Genomic DNA, 20,099 nt, shown 5'->3' on the forward strand with positions numbered 1-20,099 from the left:
AATTACAGCCTCTCTTTCTTCTCTATATCGAGGAAATACTTGTAAGTATCTACAGTAAGTTCCCCACAAGCCGGCTCATCGCAGGCTATGATAGCACCGTTATGCATCTGAAGTGCACTGCAGGTCCACTTTGAGCTGACAGCACCCTCTACGGTTGCTGCAAGTGCTCTTGCTTTGTTATGACCGTTTATAAGAATAAGAACTTCCTTGGAATCTGTTACTGTTCCAACACCAACAGAGAGAGCCTGTGCAGGTACTGCCTCAGGGTTGTTTCCAAAGAATCTTGAGTTAACAATTCTTGTATCAGATGTAAGATCTCTTACTCCTGTACGTGATGCAAGACTTGTATATGGCTCGTTAAAAGCAATATGACCATCTACACCGATACCACCCATGAACAGATCGATACCGCCGTAGGATGCGATCTTCTTCTCGTACTCTTCACACTCTTTTACCGGATCATCAGTCATGCCGTTAAGAATGTTGATATTCTCAGGCTTCATGTCCACGAGATGATTGAAGAGATTGTCATGCATGAAATACCAGTAGGACTGGTCGTGCTCACGAGGAAGCCCTAAGTACTCATCCATATTAAATGTAACTACGTTGGCAAAAGAGATCTCTCCTGCCTTATTCATTCTTACCAGTTCCTTGTAAACCCCGATTGGGCTGGATCCTGTAGGAAGTCCAAGTACAAACGGACGATCCTTCTCCGGTCCATTGTTGTGTTCCCCCACACGCATCTTGATATAATTTGCTGCCCAAACGCACATCTTTTCGTAATTATCCTGAATTACTACTCTCATAAGTTTCGTTCCTTTCTTAGGTTTTATGTGCATATAGAGTAATTATATGTTTTCGCATTCTGTTAGTCAAATTACAGAAATTTGACATATTTTTAAGGCAGATGTAAAATTTCTACCGATGAAGAACAAACGTATTAATATAAAGAACTTAATATTGCTTTCTGCATTTGCAGCATCTTTTTCAGTACTTGGATGTCTTGCTGCTTTTTCCGACAGAGCACAGATAGACGCAGTTCCTGCTGATATATCAAGCAGTGAACTTACCGCTGCTGTTGCAAGCTCAATCGACGACGCAGCAGAGCAGGTGATCGCATCCGGTACAGATTTATCTACCGAGACTTTTAATGTTACTACTGAAGAGACAAGTGCTACTCTTGAGAGAACAGTTTTTACCGTAACCGAGTATGAAGCTCCGGTCACAATGTACACCAGTGACACTGTTAACGTGCGCAGCGGTGCAGGAACCGACTACGACAAGGTTGGCAAGCTCAGATGGGGTTCTGAGACCCAGGTAACTGGAGAAACCGACAACGGCTGGTACGAAGTTGCCTTTGGCGACACCACCGCATTTATTATTGGCGATTACATGGTCACAGAGCTTCCGAGCACACCACTGGTATTCGTCGGTGATTCAAGAACCGTTCAGATGCAGAAAGCCGTTGGCTCCACAGACAAGGCTTTCATCGCCAAGATCGGTGAAGGTTACAGCTGGTTCAAGAACACAGCACTCTCAGAGATTCCTAGTTATGCAGGAACAGGCACCACAATGATCATTAACTTCGGTGTCAACGACCTGGCAAATGCAAGCAAGTATATACAGCTCGTCAACAGCAACATCGACGCCTGGACAGAAGCAGGTATCACAGTCTACTACGCAGCCGTAACTCCGGTTGGTAACTGCAGCAGCGTTTCAAATGCTCAGATAGAGAACTTCAACGCAAGACTTCAGTCAGAGCTTGACCCTAGAGTTCAGTGGCTTGACGGCTACACATACCTCACCCAGACAGGTTTCTCAACCGCTGATGGCCTGCATTACAACAATGATACATACAGAAGTTTGTACTCCTACTACATGTCAGTAATAACTCAGGCTTAATTTTATTTTGCAATTGACATCGACTTCACATCCCGTTATAATAGTCTTTGCGATTGCCGAAAAGGCAAGCAAGCTGTTGTAGCACAGTCGGTAGTGCGTCGCATTGGTAGTGCGGAGGTCACGAGTTCGATTCTCGTCAGCAGCTTTTTTAAATTAAAAGCTCTCAGTTCCATTCGGAACCGAGAGCTTTTCTTTTTGCCTTCATGAGTCATTGGGGACGTTTCAGTTTGTCTCATTTTGAGTCAAACTGAAACGTCCCCGGTGACTCATGACATAAGCTGTGAAAAGAGATATTGATAGATCTCTGTGTTCTTCTCCTGCCAGTTATCGATCATATGCTGGGCAATTTCTTCCGTGGGAACCGGAACTCTTATATCAATAAGATTCTGTCCGTTTTCCTTGGCAAGGAGCTGCACTGTGTATTCATTCTCCCCTACTTTCCTGTAATCGCCAAGGATTGAGGAATCGTTTCTGAGCTTCATGCTGTTTTCCTTAAGGTAATCATCAATCTGCTCTTTGATGGCAGGATTTATCCTGTTTCCAAAAAACTCCAGGGTCTGGGACCCTTCATCTGTTATCTCGAGATAGGTCCTGTTGGCCATGGTCTTTTCAGTTATGAGGTTTGAAGAAGCCAGTTCACTGAATACTTCCTGCAAAGTAAGGAAGGTCGTATACTCTTTTTCCAGAATAAAATCGTAAATCTGGGACTTGCTAAGGGTGACATCGCACCTCTTTAGCATGTACAGAACTATCATCTTGTATAACGTCAAATACTGCGAACTCAATTTAAAACTCCAATCAATCTACTACATGTGCCTTTACTGCTGCGCTGACAACATCAGCTACTCTTGGATCAAAAGCTGCAGGAAGGATGTTCTCATCGCTAAGTTCATCATCAGGAACAAGTCCTGCGATGGCTGTTGCTGCTGCAAGCTTCATCTCCTCTGTGATCTGCCTAGCTCTTGCTTCCAGCGCTCCCTTAAAGATTCCCGGGAATACAAGAACGTTATTTACCTGGTTAGGGAAGTCGCTTCGTCCTGTACCGATTACGCGAACTCCTGCCTCTTTTGCAAGGTCAGGCATGATCTCGGGAACAGGGTTTGCCATAGCGAACATGATGGCATCCTTGTTCATCTGCTGAGCCATCTCTTTGGTTACAATGCCCGGTGCTGAAACGCCAACAAAGATGTCAGCTCCTACAAGAGCATCAGACAGAGATCCCTTGATCTGATCCGGATTTGTCACATCCATCATCTTCTTCTGCATCCAGTTGAGGTCCTCTGACCCCTTGTGAAGGATTCCGGACTTATCACACATGGTTACATTCTTAAAGCCATATCTGAGAAGGAGCTTAGTTATAGCAATACCTGCGCTTCCTGCGCCGTTTACGATAACCTTGCAGTCTTCCTTTTTCTTGCCGACAACCTTAAGGCCGTTTATGATTCCTGCAAGCACAATGATGGCTGTACCGTGCTGGTCATCGTGAAATACAGGGATATCCAGCATCTCTTTTAACCTCTCCTCGATTTCAAAGCATCTGGGAGCTGAAATATCCTCCAGATTGATTCCACCAAAGCCGGGAGCAAGGTATTTAACTGCCTTTATGATCTCCTCTGTATCCTGAGTGTCCAGGCAGATGGGAACAGCATTAACGCCGCCAAACTCCTTAAAAAGAACCGCTTTGCCTTCCATAACGGGCATTGCAGCGTATGGTCCAATATTACCAAGGCCAAGGACAGCGCTTCCGTCGGAAACAACAGCGATAGTGTTGGCCTTGATCGTATATTTGTAAGCCAGCTCTTTATCCTCAGCAATCAGCTTACATGGCTCAGCAACTCCCGGAGTATAGGCCAGGGCCAGATCCTCCTTGGAATTAACCTTGGACTTGGAGGTTGTCTCCAGTTTTCCCTGCCACTCTTCGTGGAGTTTAAGTGCTTTTTCTGCGTTTGTCATAATAATGCTCCCCTTTCAAAATCATAACTAGAAGGTCGTGCCTACTATATCATAGGCAAAAGAGACGACCTCGTTTCGTTTATCTGTATCAATATATTTAAAGACATTCCAAATCTGCTTCTTGCCTCCGCCTGTAGTCTGAAGACCAAGGGCAAGGCCAAGGGCCGCGATCTCATCGCCGGCATCGGTCTGTCTTGAGAGCATAAGTGCGTCGATGTAACCGTTCTTTTCCATCTTGGTGTAGGCGTAAGCAAAGGCTGCTGCCTGAAGTGCCTGTCCTGAAGTAGATGAATAGCCGATCTCGCTCAGGATGATGCTCCTTACATTGCCTGATGAATCAAGCATCTCCGGCCTCTTCATATAATTGGTAAGAACTTCTATGTTGTCCATGGTTATACATGGTGTGGTGTCTGAATGGTTAACATACTTGGATGAGTTCCAGAAAGCCGTGTTTCCGTTGGGGAAAGAGTACGGATGGGCAGCAAGGCCCCAGTCAATGTTTCCGTAATCAGACAATGACGCAGCGAATATATCAAGAACGTCTTTTGCATCGTAGTCTCCGGTCTTCTCGGTATTGTAGGTCCAACGCTGGTCGATGGGGATGTAGACCTTAGCAGCGCTGTTCTGACTCTTGATGGCGTTGTAGAACACCCTGAAAGCTCTGGTAAAAGCAGCTGTGTAGGTGCCAACGTCAGTATAACTCATGTAATTGTACTCTTTTCTGGCATTGACCTCATTGGCAATGATCCACATGCTGACATTGCCGTGACCTGAGCCTGAGTACCTGTTAGCAAGGAAGCTTCCGATGGCAGCCAGAGCCTTAACTCCACTCTCATTGGTTGCATTGAACATGTAGTAAGGCGCTGAGGATCCGCTCCTCGCGCTGGGATGAGTGATCTCAGGAAACGCTGAAGTGCTGGCATTATTGAGGATAATGGCTGCAACATCAATACCCATGCCATTGAGTCGCTTAAAGAGATTGTCGTAGTCGTTAATGATCTGTGCATTGAAGTGATAAGTCACTCCGCCATATGAATAAGGAATTCCACCCGAAGTAACCAGGATATTCCTAAGCGGAATATTGTAGGCTGCATATTCGCATCCAAGGTCCGCCAGCTCTCCGATCCTCAGAGGGTCGGGAAGAAGTCCCTTGATGGACTTGTGCTGCATTCCGCCGTAGCTGTAGCCTGCACAGGCACCGGGATTGGTGATGTACTTGGCGTGGCTGATGGAGACGAAGCTGTCGTTCATCTTGACCGCAACCTGGAATTTGGAAAAGAGCCTTGAATTAGCCGCACCCTTGTTGAGGTCCACACTAAAGGAAGTGTCATCGCTCTTGTAAACCTTGGCAATAGGCTCACTTCCCTCTACAATTCCGTCTTCATAAGTTGCTTCTTCAAACAAGTAGTAATACTTATCGTCACTCTTAGGGATTCCCTCAGAAGTTACTGATATCTCAACTTTTCCGGAGCTTACAATGTTGCAGCTCTCAATCTTGGCAAACTCCGCAGTGTTTTCCGCAGTCATCTCAACTGTGGCAGGTCTTTGCAAAAGAGCTTCCGACACCGTATGTCCGCCTCTGACAATGGCATCGATTGTTGACTCATTAATAAACTCGTCGTTCTTCTCTTCCTCCATTACCAGGGAAGCCTCGAAAATCTCTTCCTGCTCAGCCTGCTCCTGTTCCGGGGTCTTGCTATCACCGATAAAGAGCCATCCCATCATGGCTCCAACCAGTACAACAGCAAATACTGCAAGCACCCCTGAGAGGATAACGATTATTCTATTTCTTCGGGCCTTCTTGCCCGTTCTTCTTTTGCGCTTCTTGTTTTCCATTAATGCAAAAAATTCCTTGAGTTTTTTGTATTATTTGTTGCTATCTTCGCCTTTATCCCTGTTCTTAAGTCTCTTCATGTGGTCTCTGATCTTCAGCTCATACCCGTTACCTGTAGGGCTATAGAACTCTTTTCCATTAAGCTCATAGGGCTTGTACTGCTGCTCCACATAGTGGTCGGGATAGTCGTGGGCATACTTATATCCGATGCCGTGGCCGAGCTTACCAGCAGACTTATAATGAGCATCCTGAAGATGCGGAGGAATAGGAAGGTTTCCTGTTTCCCTGACGGTCTGCATAGCTTCATCTATCGAAAGATATGCTGCATTGCTCTTGGGAGCAGTAGCAACATAAGTAACTGCCTGTGCAAGAGGGATCCGGCCTTCCGGCATTCCTACTCTCTCAACTGCAAGAGAAGCAGCAACTGCCACCTGAAGTGCCTGTGGGTCTGCATTTCCCACATCCTCTGAGGCGCATATCATAATACGCCTTGCTATAAACTTGGGGTCCTCGCCGGCATTGAGCATACGTGCAAGATAATACACCGCTGCATCCGGGTCCGATCCTCTCATACTCTTTATGAATGCGGAGATGGTGTCATAGTGGTTATCTCCGTCCTTGTCATATCTGGCAACCTTTTTCTGGATGCACTCTGAAGCCACTTCCCTGGTGATATGGATAAGACCGTCCTCACTTCTCTGAGTTGTGAGGATGCCCAGTTCTATGGCATTTAAGGCATGCCTTGCATCGCCGTCAGCTATATCTGCAAGAAACTCTGCAGCATCGGGCTCAAGCACAGCCTTATAAGAGCCCATTCCACGCTCTGTATCTGTGACTGCCCTGTTAAGTAGCACCTTGATATCATCGCTGGTAAGAGGCTTAAGCTCAAATATGATTGACCTTGATATAAGAGCCCCGTTGACCTCAAAGTACGGATTCTCCGTGGTTGCGCCGATGAGCACAACGGTTCCGTCCTCAACAAAAGGAAGCAGGTAATCCTGCTGAGACTTATTGAATCTATGGATCTCGTCTATGAAAAGAATCGTCTTCTTCCCATACATTCCCTGGTTATCCTTGGCTTTGTTAATGACATCTTCCATGTCCTTCTTGCCTGCAACCGTGGCGTTTATCTGAGTAAACTCCGCCTTGGTTGAGTTTGCGATAACCTTGGCCAGTGTGGTCTTGCCCGTTCCGGGAGGTCCGTAGAATATTATTGAACTGAGTTTGTCTGCTGAAATTGCACGATAAAGAAGCTTGTCCTTAGCAATGATGTGCTGCTGCCCAACCACCTCATCAAGGGTCCTTGGGCGCATCCTTGCGGCAAGCGGAGATTCTTTTTCCATATTGTTTTCGCGCATATACTGAAACAAGTCCATAACACTACAATTCTACTATTTTTGCTCCGATTTTGCCATACCCATTAAATGACTTTGGCACTATTGTGTTATGGAGATGTTGTCGGGTGACATAGTTATGGTAATATTGCCCTCGCGATTGAGATAAGTGGTTACACCTGCAACCTCAAGGATCTGCATAACTTCCGCATCCTCAGGCTCAATTGTACCGGAGGTAATGATTGCATACTCCGGGGATACCTTTTCAACAAGAGCTGCCATGTTCTTCTCGTATCTGCCGTGGTGCGGAACCTTTAAGATCTCTGCCTGAATATCTTCCATAGCAAGAAGCTCGTTTATACGGTCTTTTTCCGCATCTCCCGCAAAGAGCATGTTGTTATCGCCGCAGCTTACCATTACTACAAGAGAAGAATTGTTGCTTGGATCCTTCTCATAAGCCGTGCTCTGAGGAGGATAGATATCATAAGAGACTCCGTCCATATCAAAAGAGATCTCGTCTGTAACCAAAGTTTCGGTAAGCCCCTTAGAACTGAGGGCAGCGAGATAATTATCGATCTGATCAGAGTCTTTTGACTTATAAGTAGTGTAGATAGTGCCTATATCAAAGGCATTTATCACATGATCTGCTCCGCCTACATGATCCTTGTCGAAGTGGGTGATTATGAGATTATCAACCTTGGAGATACCTTGCTCTTTCATGAAGGAGACAAGTTCCTCTCCATTCTCATCAAGCCCGGCATCTATGACAGTTACGTGATTCTCTCCAACGATGACAAAGGCATCATAAGCTTCGTCAGTCTCTGCCGAAAAACCGGTTATGGTGACAGAAGGTCCGGTTGATATAGACGCAGTCTGATCCGTCTGAGTCTCTACGTTTTCTGTATTTCTGCCGCATCCAGCCAACAGCATAAGAGCCATAAACAGGCCTATCATCTTTCTAATCCGCATGATAATTCTCCTTTGACATCAATTGTTATGCGCATTATTATTGTATAGGCATTACCTAAAAAGAACTTTAAGCATTTATGAAAGGACAATAAATCAATGAAAGCAGCTAAGGCTTTTGGAATAACACTTTTTGTAGTTCTCCTGATCGGAGTGATCTTCCTCGTGGGCAGGAATTCAATCATGAAGGACGTAAAGGCCACTCAGGAACAGGCCACTACCACCAAGACCAGCACAGCCAATCCCATAACCAAGGCAATCGTCAGCGAGGCACTTGATACCTACGCCGAGAACGCAACGGGCAAGACAAAAGAGATCTACGAATCAATGTCAGAAGAGGACAAAGATACCGTTGCAGAGATCATCGCAAACAACGTAAGCATCGACTCCGTATCCGAGGTTCAGTCCTATGTAAACAGCGGAGATGCAAACGGGCTTATGGAATACGCCAAGGACAATCTCTCCGAAGAAGAGGTAAAAGAGCTTACGGAGATCATGTCAAAGTACGTAATGCCCTAATCTTCTTTTACAATGTTTCTCACCCAGATACCACTCTTTACAAGGCAGAATCCAATAATGCACTTAATGATCTCCAGGCTGTTTACGATGATGAATATGTAAATTGCCGGGAGATTTGTATATCTGCTGAGAATAAAGGAAGCCGGTACTGAAACAATCCATGCAAAGCAGCTGTCAAAGATAAAGGTGATCAGCGTCTTACCACCTGACCTCAGCGTGAAGTAAGAAACGTTTGCATAGGAATGTATCGGCATACAGCATGCCAAAACCAGAATAAATCTGGTTGCCAGCGCTTTTGTCTCGGGCGTGGTGTTATACACCTGAGGAATAAAAGGCGCAGCAAGCGCTAGGAGCGAACCCATAACAATAGTACTCATAAAACTAAGAGCCGCCATTCTCCAAGCACTTCTTCTGGCTGAAACCAGCCTGTCAGCACCAAGCTCCTGTCCAACTATGATTCCCGTAGAGTTTCCGATTGATAAAAAGACCTCGTTGAATATCTGAGATATTGTACTGCTGATGGTCATGGCGGATACAACCGCAAGGCCTCTTACCGAATAAGCCTGAAGGAGTCTGGCCTGAGCAAAAGACCACAAGAACTCATTCAAAAACAATGGCAAAGTCCTGGACAGGATGGGCCATATAAGACTTATCGGAATCTTAAAGCCGTTGTAGAGCCCCTTAAAGAAGGTATAAGACGTACCCCTTCTGTGGGCGCCTATCACAACAATGGCAAATTCTACAAATCTTGAAATTACTGTTGCTACAGCAGCACCTCTTACTTCCAGTCTTGGAAATCCCAGATAACCAAATATCAAAACGATATTGCACAGGAAGTTAACCACCATAGCTACCATACTGGCTACCATTGGCAGCGTTGTCTTTCCCGACTCTCTCATGGCGCTGGCATAAACCTGCGTAAGAGAAAAAGGCACAAGGCCTATCAGCATTATGTGGAGATACGAAAGTGCGTATCCAAGAGTCTCAGCTCTGGCTGCATCCGTAGTGTCTTTTGCTATATAATCAAGGATCAAAGCCGGTCCGTTAAAGTACAGGATTGCGATGGCAACGGTAAATATCGTGATGGCAGTAAGGAGCTTGAACCTGATGGCATAGCGAACGCCGTCCATATCTCCTTTGCCAAAAAACTGCGTGCTAAAGATACCTGCGCCGGCAAGCGATCCCCAGATGCACAGGTAAAAGACAAAAAGGAGCTGATTGACTACAGCTACAGACGGAATCTGCAGTGGTCCAAGGCGCCCTACCATTACGTTATCAAGTAGTCCCACGATGTTACTTAAGGTGTTCTGAACAATCATGGGAACTACGACCATTGCTACTCTTCTGTAGAATGCAGCGTCGCCAAAAAAACACTCCTTCAATGTGAATTTATATCTAATTGCTTCTTCTCTGTTTCCGGTTTCAAATGTTGTCATGATTTCTTCTCAAACTTATAGTTGACCAGGAATATTCCCAGCGATACGAGTAACAGCGAGAGTATACTTCCTGCCGAAAACGCTTCATTTCCCTCTCCCAGGAAAAGAGCTGACAGAAGAACTCCCATTATTGGATTGATAAAGCCAAGCACCGATACGCGGCTGACCGGGTTGTACTTAAGAAGTATACCCCAGAGCGTGTATGCACCGGCCGAGATAAATCCCATGTATATCAGATTAAGATAACATCCTGCGCTGTAGAACACAAGACTTCCGCCCATGATAAGTCCCACAAAGAACAGTACAAGGCCACCTATAAAGAACTGATAACCGCTGAGGATAACAGGATTTTCATGCTTGGAAAAGATCTTGATACAGCACCCGGAGATTGCATAAAACAAGGCTGCGCACAGCATAGCACCTTCTCCGGCAAAGGTTATTCCGCCCTCTGTCAGGGATGATATTCCTCCAAAGAACAGGATTATCCCTGCAAATCCCACAGCGCAGCCTATCAGTTTCTTGGCTGCAGGGGCTTCTAAGCGAAGTATGAACATGGCAATGAGAGGTGCCAGGAAATTGCCCGAGGCGTTTATGATGGATCCTCTGACTCCCGATGTGTTGGCCAGGGACATGAAGAAAAAATAGTACTGGCCGATGGTCTGGAACATGGAGAGAATTATTATATACTTCCAGGATGTCTTTTTCGGAATAAGAGCTTCCCTGCTTATGAGGGACCCGAAGATTATGACCATGACACCTGCCAGCACAAATCTTGCTCCCGAGAGCATGAGGCGCGAGGGCGTGTCAGATGCGTCTATCCTGAAGAGTTCGTATGCAATTTTAATAGCCGGTGAAGCACTTCCCCACAGAACACAGCAAAAAACTGCAGAGAGTACCACCACCGGCATATATGTCCATAAACTTGTTCTATTTGATGATTTCAACTTAAGCTCCACCTATCCTTATTTCTTACGAGTGTATAGGAGGGCTGCGATGATCGAAACGCAGGGAACAGCACAAATGATTCCCACGCTTCCGGCAATTGCTCTGATGATCTCAATTGCCACAAAATCCGTATTAAGAAGCTGCCTTAGGCCAACTCCGTAGGAATAGATAAGTACGCACATGTTCAGCGCGCTTCCCACGTATGCCAAAACCAGCGTGTTTGCCATGGTTCCCATGGCATCCCGGCCGATATTCATGCCGGATCTGAATAGCTCTTTTGCATCCCTCTCAGGATTAATATTATGAACCTCCTCGAGAGCTGACGCAATAGACATCGCGATATCCATTACTGCGCCCATGGCCGCGATCAGTATTCCACTGGTGAAAAGACCTCTAAGCTTAATGGCAGTTGTGCTCTTAAGAAGGAGCAGTGCTTCTGCCTCGTCCATCTGGAATGTAGAGATTCCGCCAATGTTTGCTGCCACCTGCGCAAGCAGTGCTGCGATAAGAACTCCCGAAAAGCACCCCAGAGCCGCTGCTATGGTCTTCCTGCTGATTCCTCCGATAAGGTAGAAACATACCACGCTGGTGAAAAAGATGATCGCACAGGTGAGCGGTATTGGTTCTACACCTTTAAGAGTAAGAGGAAGCAGAATACCAAAGATGCAAAGGACTGTGTAAACAAGACCTGCAAATGCCTTTATTCCTTGAAGTCCGCCAATTATAGCAAGGCTCAGGAAAAAGATGACTACAAGGGCAATTACCAAAGGTACCCTGTTGTAGTTATAAATGCTGCAATTGTAAATGCCTTCTCCGGTTGTGTCTATACGAACGCACACGGTATCTCCGGCCTTTACATCAACATTATAAAGAGCACTGAAATAGTTGGTAACAAAGCAGATATCGCCTTTGTACCTACCGGTGAGTATCTCTACCTTTAGCTCAGTGCTCCCTCTAAGGACATCTTCGTTGTCCCGGTCGATCACTGAGTTGTCCTCAGTAACCGCCAGGACCTTGGCATTTTCATACTCAACTCCGGTATCCCTTGTTGTGGTATATTCCGGCTTGTCCTTGTTAGCAAGGACAAGCGCGAAAATAAGTATCAATGAAAAAGCTATGATCACGAAGATATTTTTAATTGTTCTTTTTTTATCCAAATTATTTAATAACATGTAACAGTAATAACAACCTTCTGAGTCCGATTGCAGCAAGTCCAAGTCCTGAAGCAACAACTACTGTTGCTGCTGCAGCCTTGGCTGCCTTTTTAGCCTTTGATTCAGGCTTATCTGTTGTAGGTGTTGCCTCCTCAACAATTGTAGCAGTTTTGTCGTCACCTGTCTCTACTATAGCCTGCTGGCTATCAGTGCTCTGCTCAGGTGTCTCTACTGCTGCCTGCTGATCATTATCTCCGGTAACACTTCCGACTACTTCGCCTTCAGATGTGCCTGTTGTAGTCTCTGTAGTATTGTTCTTGTTACTTCTTCCGAAGATTCTGCCAACAAAGTTGTTGACTCTTTCTGCAACAGTGTTAACTACGGATTCAACAGCCTGCTTAATAGCTCCAAGAACTCTCTGAACAGGTGTCTGGTTAGATGAACCTGAGCTGCTGCCTGATCCTGATCCGCTTCCTGAACCCGACTCGCTGCCTGATCCTGACTCGCTGCCTGATCCTGACTCAGTTTCAGGAGCTGCTTTTACAAGCTCAATGTCATCGCAGTTGCGAACTCTGAATACAGGTACGGATACATCTGAGTCTCCTTCAGGATGCATGTAGAGAACACCTGCTGCTGAAACTTCAGCGCCAACCTTAACGAAGTCGTTAAGTGCTGCCTTACCCTCATCTCCTGTTGTACCTGACTTGATATAACCATCGATGAAGATTGCTGCCTCTACTCCTGTATCATCTGCAAGCCAGAACTCTTCGATGTTGCCGTCTGCTCCGACTGCTACTCTTGTAACCTTACCGGTTGTCTTAAGGAGTGATCCACCAAGAGCTGCATAATCCATAGCTGCCTTGGTATCAACTACCTTAGGCTCCCATACGTAAGGCTCGTCATCAAGGATCTTGGAAGAGATAACCTTGAGCTCCATATCTCCCTGGTATTGTGCAACAAAACCTGTGATACGTACCTTGGTACCAATCTCAAGACCTGCTGTAGCATAAGGGAAGATATCAATACCTGCTGTCTCATCCTGGATGTAGATAGTATCAAAGAAGGTAGTATCAGGATTTGATGTTCCGCTGGTTACATAACCTTCAACTGCGAATACTTCGTTCATCTGACCTGCACGAGCCTGTGCAATTGTTGATGTAGGAAGCTCTACAGTAACACCATCAAGGATGTTGTTGATGATTGTGTAGTTCGTGTAAGGAAGAGAATCTGCATTATCAATCTCTGCCTTTACTTCAAAATCAGAAACAAATACTCCACCGGCTACATAAATATCTCCGCCTGCCTTGGTGTGCTGGGTTGCGAGGAAAGTTACGTTGCCTTCGTTGTCGTTCTTGATACCCTTTACGCCGTTACCAGCATCTCCCGGATTAGAGTTACCTGAAGCATCTTTACAGTCAACGGAGAAGGTTGTATCAAATCCCTTTACAAGCCATTTAGCTGCATCAACAAAATCTGTCTCTGTAGCATTTGAAATATCTACTGAGCAGCCTGAGTACTGGCTGTACTTCTGGCCATCACGAAGACCTGCGAACAATCCTGCTGCCTCGTCTACGTTGTAAGTAGTAGGATACAATCTGTATACCTGTCCACCGTTGTTTGTATTATCACAAACCTCATCTGAGCCCATGCGGATTGTTGCTCCGATAGCTTCGAGAAGCTTGTTCTGTTCTGTAACAGTCTGGCCGTCTGTTGTGTCTGAATAATCTGCAAGACCACATACGATAACCGATCCGCCACCTGCTACGTAATCCTTGACCATTGCAAGGAAGTCATCTTCGTAATGTGAAACTGTGTAGTCTCCTGCACCGGCTGTACCTGTCTTCTTGGCAGGTGCTGCAAGAACAAGCAGTGAGCATGCTTTAAGCATCTCAGGTGTGATCTTGCTTGTTACTACCTGAGCTCTGATATTCTTCTGAGCACAGATCTTGATGAAGGATGACATGTTTCCGCCATAGTAGCCGGTCACGTAGTCATTATAATGTGTGCCGTCGATGAGAACATCTGTAACCATCTCAGGTACTACATAGCTTAAAGTAAGCTTATCTGTATATTTCTTAGGAACACCGTTAAGTGTTGCATTTACTGTAACCTCATAGGTTACCTGTCCCGGAGTATCATATACAAAATCTGTCTTGTATGTTGCTGTACCATTAGGAGCAACGGCTGTGATGCCTGCTTCCTCACCGGTAACATTTACAACGTCTGTCTTCTTAGCATCAACATCACTGAGCTGAATCTCAATGCTGTCGATCACAAGATCTTTTTCTTCGTTGTTGTAAAGCTCTACGTTAACATCAAGAGATTCTCCTGCTACTGCAAGAACCTTACTTGTGTATGTACGGTTAATACCACAAGCCTCAACATTACCAACCCATACAGGAGCTGTTACAGCGATATCACCGTCATTCTCTGTAATCTTCAGATAGTAGTATGAGTAATCAGAAGGAACATTAAATTCAACTGTTGCTTCACTTTCTGCTACTTTCTGCTGAGCGATGGACTGACCACCGTTTACGATAACTTCAACCTTACCGATAGAAGAATCTGTAGGATCAACGATATCTGCCTTAAGGTTAAGTTCATCTCCTACAGCATCCTTTTCAAGGATTGTTCCCATGATATTACCATCAAGTGTGTAATAGATGGAAAGATCGTTATCCTCTGTAGCATAGATACGATAATTTCTCATCGCATCATAGATAGCTGTCTCATCATTTGTATCAGCGAGCATTACAGTACGTGCTGTATTTGCATCTCCCCACTTACCCTTGTGGTTATCCTGGTTGTTTGTAGGAGCTACATGCCATCCCTTATCAAGAGCACGTGTGTAGTACTCGTATGATGGGAAGTACCCGGAAGATCCGATTGTTCCTTCACCGTTACCAACCTCGATCATTGTGATAAGAGCATCGTTCTCTTCTGTGTAGTAAGAGAAATCCTGGAAATCACCAAAGGTTGTTCCCGGGTGGTTGAACTGGCTGATAGAATCAGGAACAGTTCTAAGAGCTGCATAGTAATTCTCAAGTGCTGTTGAGTATGTAGAGTACGCTGTCTGTGTACGGCTCTGGAATCCGGGAGTGTTGTAGGTGTTCATATGTCCAAGACCGTTACTCCAGGTCATCTCATAACCATAAGCACATGTAAACTCATCGGTTGAGTACTGCTTAACAAGGTTGTGAGCGTATGTCCACTCATCATTTTCAGAAGTATCTACGTTCTCTGTAATCTTAGATTTATCTTCATGATCAATTGAGTTACTGTGGTCAGTGATAACAATGTAATCAAGGTTATCTACGTTTGATGCATGCTTAAGTGCATCATCAAGTGTTCCGGCACCGTCTGAAATATTGGTATGTGCATGGATCTGACCAAAGTAGATGTTGTACTTAGCATTTTGTCTCTTAGTAAACTTAAGATTTGTTACCGGGCTTTCCTTATAGCCTTCCAGTACAGCCTTTACCTGCATCTCGCAAGGAAGATTCTCAAGCTTGATGGATCCTGAGTACTCGATCCAGTCATCGTGCTGCTCTTCCTCAACTACCTCTGTAGTAGTTTCTGTTGTTGCCTCTGTTGCTCCTGTTGTAGCCTCTGTTGTTTCTGTAGTTGTCTTATCTGTTCCTGCTGCGTCATCAGTCTTATCTGATTCCTCAGCCTTTTCAGCCTCTGCAACCTCTTCAGCAGTCTTGAATCTGTAAAGAATATGCGCGCCTTCTGTTGCAGTCTTGAATGAAACGAACTGGCCTTCAATTACTGCGCCGCCGTTTGGAGAAGCCTTAACTGTTGCAACCTGTGCCTGAGTATACTGATAATTTACTGTAATACTCTTTGTTAGGCCTTCCTTTGTTGCATAAGCTCTGATTGTTGCAGGAAGCTCACTAAGTACTACCTTATTCTCGTCGTCATACTTAGCAAACTCTTCGCCGTTTACTGAGTAGTAAATCTCTGCTCCCTCAGTATCTGATGAAAGAGTAATCTCCTGTCCTACAGGAACCTCTCCTGATGCAGGATCTGCCTTAACATAAGCTGTTACGGAAGAATCCACTACAGGGTTACCTGTTACCTTAACGCTGTCAACACGGATAACGCCGCCACTTGCAGGAGCTTTGTCACCCTTGGCGCTAAGTCCGCCTGTAGGTACAAGTCTGATCTGAAGATTCTCAGCGTTTGCTGCTGCGTTAGGAATCTCAAAAGTAAATGTTACGTAGTAAGTCGGTGCAAGCGATGTCTTAGCAATTCCGTCTGTGATATCACCTGATCCGCTTACTTCGAAAGGCTCAGTAATAGTCTTTCCGTTCTCGTCCTTTTCACCGGTTGACTTATATGCTGTGTACTTATATGAGTAAGTACCCTTCTTTAAGTTACTGAAATTCTCTCCGTCAGTCGAGTACTGAAGCTGGAATGCTCCGGCTCCGGTATTGGAAGCCCTCATTCTGAACGCCATGCTCATGTTGCCGAAACCAGCTGAAGGGAATGAAAACTCCATGTAGTCAGACTCAGTTGCTACTCCGGTTGATCCCATGTAGTAGTTAGTTGAACCGGTCGTAGTACTCTTAGCTGATGTCCATGGCTTGGAAATGCTTCCGTTTACTACTGCTGTGAACTTAGCGTTAGTATCAAGCATATCGTTGGTAGCATAAAGGTCACCATTGATATACTTATCTGAATTATCAGTTTCATCATAATGAGCATTACCTGCCCACTGAGCTACTGTAAGAGATGTATCCTTGTCGTACTCAAAGCTTACGACCTTCTCGCCCTCTTTAAGAGCATAGAAGCTGAACTCAAAAGCTTTATCCTCTTTAAATCCATACAGTGAAAATCCGCTATAATACTCAAGAGCTTCAATATATGAACCACTCTTGGCAAACGCGTTCTTTAAGTAATACTTTCCGGCTTCGCTGGCAGCCTCTTCGATCCAAAGGCTGTTATCTGTCTTTTCATCTGCAAGTATAAGATTTGCATATGTCTTCTTTTTGCCGTCTACTTCCTTCTCTTCAACTGTACCTGTAAGATACTTACCATCAGCAGTTGTGAAGTAATAGTATCCGTTATCATCAAGTGCAACAGTTAAAACAGCTGCATTTAAGCCTTTTGTCTCAAGTGTTCCATCTTCTGCAGGTTCAGCTGCCACCTCTTTTAACTTGCCATTTGTGGTAGCTTCTGAAGTCATGAGTTTCTTGCCTGCAGGATAGTAAACTACTACCTGATCACCATCGTACAGTTCTCTTGTAAGAAGCTTAGCTACTGTATTTTCGGGTTCTTCTGTCTGAGCCTCTTCAAGTTCAGGATATGTATATGCTGTTAATAAGTACGCATCCTTTTTCCCACCTGCAGTATAGCCATATACTGTAAACAAGCTGTTATAGAACTCAATATACTGCGTTTTTCCGTTATAAACAGCATTTACATTCTTTATCATGAATGAACCATCATCTTCAGGCTCAAAGGTCCAAAGACTATATTCATTCTTCTCAGTCTCAAATGTAAGGCTGCTTCCTGTAGCCCCGGATGTAAGATACTTGGCAGTAACATTGTCTCCTTCTTTTGTTTCATTAACAACGTAATACTGACCTTCTTCATCACCCTTAACAAGCTTAAGTGTAGCAATTGCTGCACTCTCGTCAGTGTATGTAAGGCGTCCTTCTTCATTAAGTTTAACGTCCTCACCCTCTATTTTCTGTCCATTAGCTGTTGTTGAAAGAACTTTTTCATTATTGAAGGTAAGAACAAATTCTTCTCCGTCATAGAGCTTTGTAAGGTCAGTAAACTTTACTCCGCCCTTCTCCTCTACTACAGGCTCACCATCTGTGAATGCATAAGCTGTAAATGTGTAAATGTTCTTATTACTCTCGTTAAAGCCAAATGTTGAGAAGCCGTTATAGAATTCTACAAACTGAGCACTGTTATTATAAGCAGCCTTGACATTCTTGATATAGAGTGCTCCTTCTCCCTGATCCTCAATTGTCCAAAGGCTGTAATCATCTTTAGCATCAGCAAATGAAAGTCCTTTTCCTGTCGCCGGACATGTGAGATATTTTGCATTAGAAACAATGTAGAACTGATTCTCCACATCAGATTTCTCAAGCTTTAATGTAGCGTAATTATCTGCATAGACAAGCTTCTCTTCCGCATTAAATGTCGCATCAACGGCTGCAAGAATTTTACCTGATGCTGTGGAAGAAAGAACTTTTTCATTATTGTATACAAGAGAGAACTCTGCTCCGCCAAAAAGCTTGTTAACATCAGTAACTTTAACTCCAAGCTTCTCTTCTTCTGCAGGAACCTCAGTCTCTTCAAGTTCAGGCATAGTATATGCGCTGAATGTGTATGGAGCCTTATCAGCGCCATCCTTCAAGCTATAAACAGTGAAAAGATCTTTGTAGTACTCGACATACTCAGGAGATGTTTTTCCATCCTTAACGAATTCGCCATTTACGCTCTTTATCTGGAATGTGCCATCTTCAGATACTTCAAAGAACCAGAGACTAAAATCGTTTGGCTGGTCTTCGAATGTGAAAGAATTACCTTCCTTTAAAGTTGTGAGGTACCTGGTTTTTGTTGTATCACCATCTGCAATATCTGTTGTGATGTAGTACTGATCACCCTCATCAGCCTTAACTGCCTTGAGCGCTGCAGGAGCAGCATCTTTGTTTGTGTATACAAGCTGCCCATCATTATTAAACTTAACTTCTACTCCTTCAAGCTTGGTGTTGCCATTCTTGTCAGCAGCAGAAGCTGTTGATGAAAGCGCCTTGATGCTATCAGTTGTATCGCCAAAAACAAGAGCAAACTCTTTTTCATAATCAGTAATGTTTTCAATCTTTGTTCCGGCCTTTATTTCTTCAGAAACTGATGATCCGATAACATAAAAAACTACTGACTGTAATGCTGATCCGCTCCCCTTTGCATATGCCTTGAATACTGAGTGATCATTTTTCTTGAGTCCCAGGCAATAAGGTTTATTCGCATTGGTCTTTGATGTGCTGTTTGCGATTACATTGCCATCAAGCACCCACTTTGCAGTGTCTACGCTCTTTTCTGTCCACAAAAGATCATTAGCACCTGCTTTTGCAGCCAGATATTCACCACCGTTTTCAAACCAAATGTCACTTGTGTCTTCTGTCTTGCTAACGGTAAGTACTAAATCATTTTCACCAATGGTAACTTCATCCTTATCATTTGGTGCAATCTGGATGGCTTTGAATGATCTATCCATTGTATAGCCATCAATGGCAATGATAACCTGGTCACCATCCTTGAGCTCGGTGGAAAGAGTTGCTGTTTTACCGGTAAAAGAAGGAGCTTTCATAAGACTCACTGTAGCCTTGCTATCATCATCTGCCTGAGCAGCCTTGAACTCAAACTTAGCCTTCTCTCCATCATAGGACACTCCGTCCTCAGACTTGTAGCTTGCACGAGCAATGATCACAGTGTCCTTTGAAGTATCAAGCTTGATCTTGTCCGTGTATTCCTTAAAGCCATTAGAACCATCTTCGTTAAATGTGTAAAGGATGGTTGCCCCCTCTACACCACAAGACAAAGTTACATAGCCGTCCTCTTCAGACGCAGTAACTGTGAGGTCAACACTCTCCTGCACGGTTGTTTCCACAACAGTCTCAGTGTTTGCCTCCTCCTTAATTTCCTCTGTCTTCTCGGAAGTATTGCTCTTCTCAGTTACATCCCCGGTAACTGTCTCTTCCTTTGAAGCGCCGACTGTAGCTGCATTTGCATCGCTTATAACTTCTGCGTTGCTATCGACAACTGTCACAGTCTCTTCAATAGCTGTGGGCTCACTGGCCTCTGCAACTAAAAAAGCATTTCCGAATGTAGAGAACACAATCAGAAATGCTGTTGCAAAGGACAAGAATCCCTTGGTCGCGCGTTTCATAACATATCTCTCCCTTCAACAAAATTTCATTTTTATCTGGTCCCCACCAAATAAAGTTGCGAGTAGAGCAATCGTACCAATATAGCACGTGTTATGTCAACCAAAAACCGTTAACAAAAAACCTCTGTTAACCCCAGTGTTTATGCA

12 protein-coding genes and 1 tRNA gene are annotated in these 20,099 nt (G+C 44.6%); 3 read left to right on the forward strand and 10 right to left on the reverse strand.

The window, feature by feature from the left end; translation table 11 throughout:
* Positions 1-2 precede the first annotated feature (2 nt).
* Positions 3-806, reverse strand: a complete 804-nt coding sequence (gene nagB, locus G632_RS0113045) for a glucosamine-6-phosphate deaminase (RefSeq protein WP_022769757.1) — start codon at positions 804-806, stop codon at positions 3-5.
* 118 nt (positions 807-924) lie between these two features.
* Between nagB and G632_RS0113050 the strand changes: the two genes are divergently transcribed.
* On the forward strand, positions 925-1,902 hold the full coding sequence (locus G632_RS0113050) for an SH3 domain-containing protein (RefSeq protein WP_022769759.1): 978 nt from the start codon (positions 925-927) through the stop codon (positions 1,900-1,902).
* A 72-nt stretch (positions 1,903-1,974) separates the two neighbouring features.
* Positions 1,975-2,047, forward strand: a tRNA-Thr gene (locus G632_RS0113055).
* 121 nt (positions 2,048-2,168) lie between these two features.
* On the opposite strand, the gene G632_RS0113060 is transcribed toward G632_RS0113055, so the two are convergent.
* From G632_RS0113060 to G632_RS0113080, 5 genes are read right to left on the reverse strand one after another with little or no spacing between them, the layout of a single operon-like run.
* Positions 2,169-2,687 (reverse strand): DUF4364 family protein, encoded by a 519-nt coding sequence (locus G632_RS0113060; protein WP_026512577.1) that lies wholly within the window; start codon positions 2,685-2,687, stop codon positions 2,169-2,171.
* Positions 2,688-2,700: 13 nt separating this feature from the next.
* Positions 2,701-3,855 (reverse strand): NAD(P)-dependent malic enzyme, encoded by a 1,155-nt coding sequence (locus G632_RS0113065; RefSeq protein ID WP_022769761.1) that lies wholly within the window; start codon positions 3,853-3,855, stop codon positions 2,701-2,703.
* A 27-nt stretch (positions 3,856-3,882) separates the two neighbouring features.
* Positions 3,883-5,691, reverse strand: a complete 1,809-nt coding sequence (locus G632_RS0113070; protein WP_022769763.1) for a DUF5722 domain-containing protein — start codon at positions 5,689-5,691, stop codon at positions 3,883-3,885.
* A 30-nt stretch (positions 5,692-5,721) separates the two neighbouring features.
* The gene (locus tag G632_RS0113075; protein ID WP_022769764.1) at positions 5,722-7,065 is read right to left on the reverse strand and encodes a replication-associated recombination protein A; all 1,344 of its coding nucleotides are present in this window, start codon (positions 7,063-7,065) and stop codon (positions 5,722-5,724) included.
* Positions 7,066-7,125: 60 nt separating this feature from the next.
* Positions 7,126-7,992, reverse strand: a complete 867-nt coding sequence (locus G632_RS0113080) for a ComEC/Rec2 family competence protein (RefSeq protein ID WP_022769765.1) — start codon at positions 7,990-7,992, stop codon at positions 7,126-7,128.
* A gap of 96 nt (positions 7,993-8,088) precedes the next feature.
* Between G632_RS0113080 and G632_RS0113085 the strand changes: the two genes are divergently transcribed.
* Positions 8,089-8,508 (forward strand): hypothetical protein, encoded by a 420-nt coding sequence (locus G632_RS0113085; RefSeq protein WP_022769767.1) that lies wholly within the window; start codon positions 8,089-8,091, stop codon positions 8,506-8,508.
* On the opposite strand, the gene G632_RS0113090 is transcribed toward G632_RS0113085, so the two are convergent.
* From G632_RS0113090 to G632_RS21370, 4 genes are read right to left on the reverse strand one after another with little or no spacing between them, the layout of a single operon-like run.
* Positions 8,505-9,944 (reverse strand): MATE family efflux transporter, encoded by a 1,440-nt coding sequence (locus G632_RS0113090; protein ID WP_022769768.1) that lies wholly within the window; start codon positions 9,942-9,944, stop codon positions 8,505-8,507. The genes G632_RS0113085 and G632_RS0113090 overlap by 4 nt on opposite strands.
* On the reverse strand, positions 9,941-10,888 hold the full coding sequence (locus G632_RS0113095; RefSeq protein WP_022769769.1) for a DMT family transporter: 948 nt from the start codon (positions 10,886-10,888) through the stop codon (positions 9,941-9,943). Before G632_RS0113095 ends, G632_RS0113090 begins: the two co-directional genes overlap by 4 nt.
* 18 nt (positions 10,889-10,906) lie before the next feature.
* Entirely contained in the window at positions 10,907-11,995 is a 1,089-nt protein-coding gene (locus G632_RS20065) for a YibE/F family protein (protein WP_242826723.1), read from the reverse strand.
* Between the two features lie 52 nt (positions 11,996-12,047).
* On the reverse strand, positions 12,048-19,952 hold the full coding sequence (locus tag G632_RS21370; protein WP_022769772.1) for a CehA/McbA family metallohydrolase: 7,905 nt from the start codon (positions 19,950-19,952) through the stop codon (positions 12,048-12,050).
* Between the last annotated feature and the right edge of the window lie 147 nt (positions 19,953-20,099).

It is taken from the genome of Butyrivibrio sp. NC2007, assembly GCF_000421405.1.
Taxonomy (GTDB): domain Bacteria; phylum Bacillota; class Clostridia; order Lachnospirales; family Lachnospiraceae; genus Butyrivibrio.